Genomic DNA, 1598 nt, shown 5'->3' on the forward strand with positions numbered 1-1598 from the left:
CATGATTTGGCGAGTCTGTATGTCACTGGCCCGAATAACAATCTGATTCGTCTGGATCAGGTTGCCAGCATTAGTCACTCTACTGAGCCGCGCACGATTAATCGTATGCAACAGCTTAATGCGGTGAAAATCAGTGGTGTTACCGGCGCCCCTTTGGGGCAAGCTTTGGCGCATGTTGAAGCTGAAGCGCGTAAAATTCTGCCGAAAAGTTACACTATTGATTACACCGGTGAATCGCGGCAGTTGATTCGTGAAGGCAATACATTTTTACCGGCTTTCTTGATGGCAATTGTGATGATCTTTTTGGTGTTGTCGGCACAGTACAACAGCTTCCGTGATCCGCTGGTTATTTTGGCGGGTTCAGTACCTTTGGCGATGTTTGGCGCTTTATTATTTACTTTCTTGAAAATACCAATGCCGATTCCATTCTTCACCAATGGATTTACCACGACTTTGAATATTTATTCACAGGTGGGCTTGGTAACCTTAATGGGCTTGATTGCTCGTAACGGTATATTGGTGGTCGAGTTTGCCAATAAGTTACAGGAAGAAGGCATGGCAAAATTGGATGCAATCCGAGAGGCGTCTTCATTGCGTTTGCGTCCGGTAATGATGACCAGTGTGGCGACAATTGCCGGTCACACGCCATTGATATTTGCTGCTGGCGCAGGTGCGGAAGCGCGTAATGCGATTGGTATTGTATTGGTATTAGGTATGACGGTGGGTACCTTCTTTACCTTGTTTGTTTTACCATCGGTTTATATGTTGCTGGCTAAAGATCACCAACATGATCGTGACAATCTGGAAGAGTTAGCTGAAGTGAACTAACTTAACCAGTAATAATCCTGTTGATGACAAGTTCGTTAGCAGTAAAAAAGGGTGCCATTTGGCACCCTTTTTTGTTAGGGTGCAGCCAATTTGCATCAGCTCAAAAAGTGCTGTTCGATCGTTTTTGGTAGAGGTCTAATTTATGGCAACAACTCAAAGTGCGGCACATTCCCAAGCGATTCCGCAGGTAAAAAATATTATTGCGGTGGCATCGGGTAAGGGTGGTGTAGGTAAGTCTACTACGGCGGTGAATCTTGCTTTGGCCTTGGCCGCAGAAGGTGCGCGTGTGGGTATTTTGGATGCGGATATTTACGGCCCCAGCCAGCCGCAAATGTTGGGTGTAGGGCAGCGTCGACCAGAGATAGTTGGTGAGCAAGGCAAACAGCAAATGTTGCCGATCAATGCTTACGGCATCCAATCGATTTCTATGGGGTATCTGGTTACCGAAGATACACCGATGTTGTGGCGTGGCCCTATGGCGACAGGTGCGCTGCAGCAATTGTTGATGCAAACCCGCTGGGATAATCTGGATTATTTAATTATCGATATGCCGCCCGGCACCGGTGATATTCAGATCACGCTTGCACAAAAAGTACCGGTAACTGGCGCTGTGATTGTCACTACACCGCAAGACATCGCCTTGCTGGATGCCAAAAAAGGCATAGAAATGTTCCGTAAAGTGAATGTGCCTATTTTGGGTGTGATTGAAAATATGGCAATGCACACCTGCTCTAATTGCGGCCATGAAGAGCATATTTTTGGTGAGGACA

1 protein-coding gene and 1 pseudogene are annotated in these 1598 nt (G+C 46.6%); both read left to right on the forward strand.

Annotated elements, in window-relative coordinates:
* The coding region (locus B3180_RS03235) for an efflux RND transporter permease subunit (protein ID WP_286843010.1) at window positions 1-828 on the forward strand (828 nt) is incomplete at its 5' end.
* Window positions 829-967: 139 nt separating this feature from the next.
* Window positions 968-1598, forward strand: a pseudogene (locus tag B3180_RS03240) (Mrp/NBP35 family ATP-binding protein); the annotation flags it as partial.

It is taken from the genome of Idiomarina sp. UBA4206 (assembly GCF_002383015.1).
GTDB lineage: Bacteria > Pseudomonadota > Gammaproteobacteria > Enterobacterales > Alteromonadaceae > Idiomarina > Idiomarina abyssalis.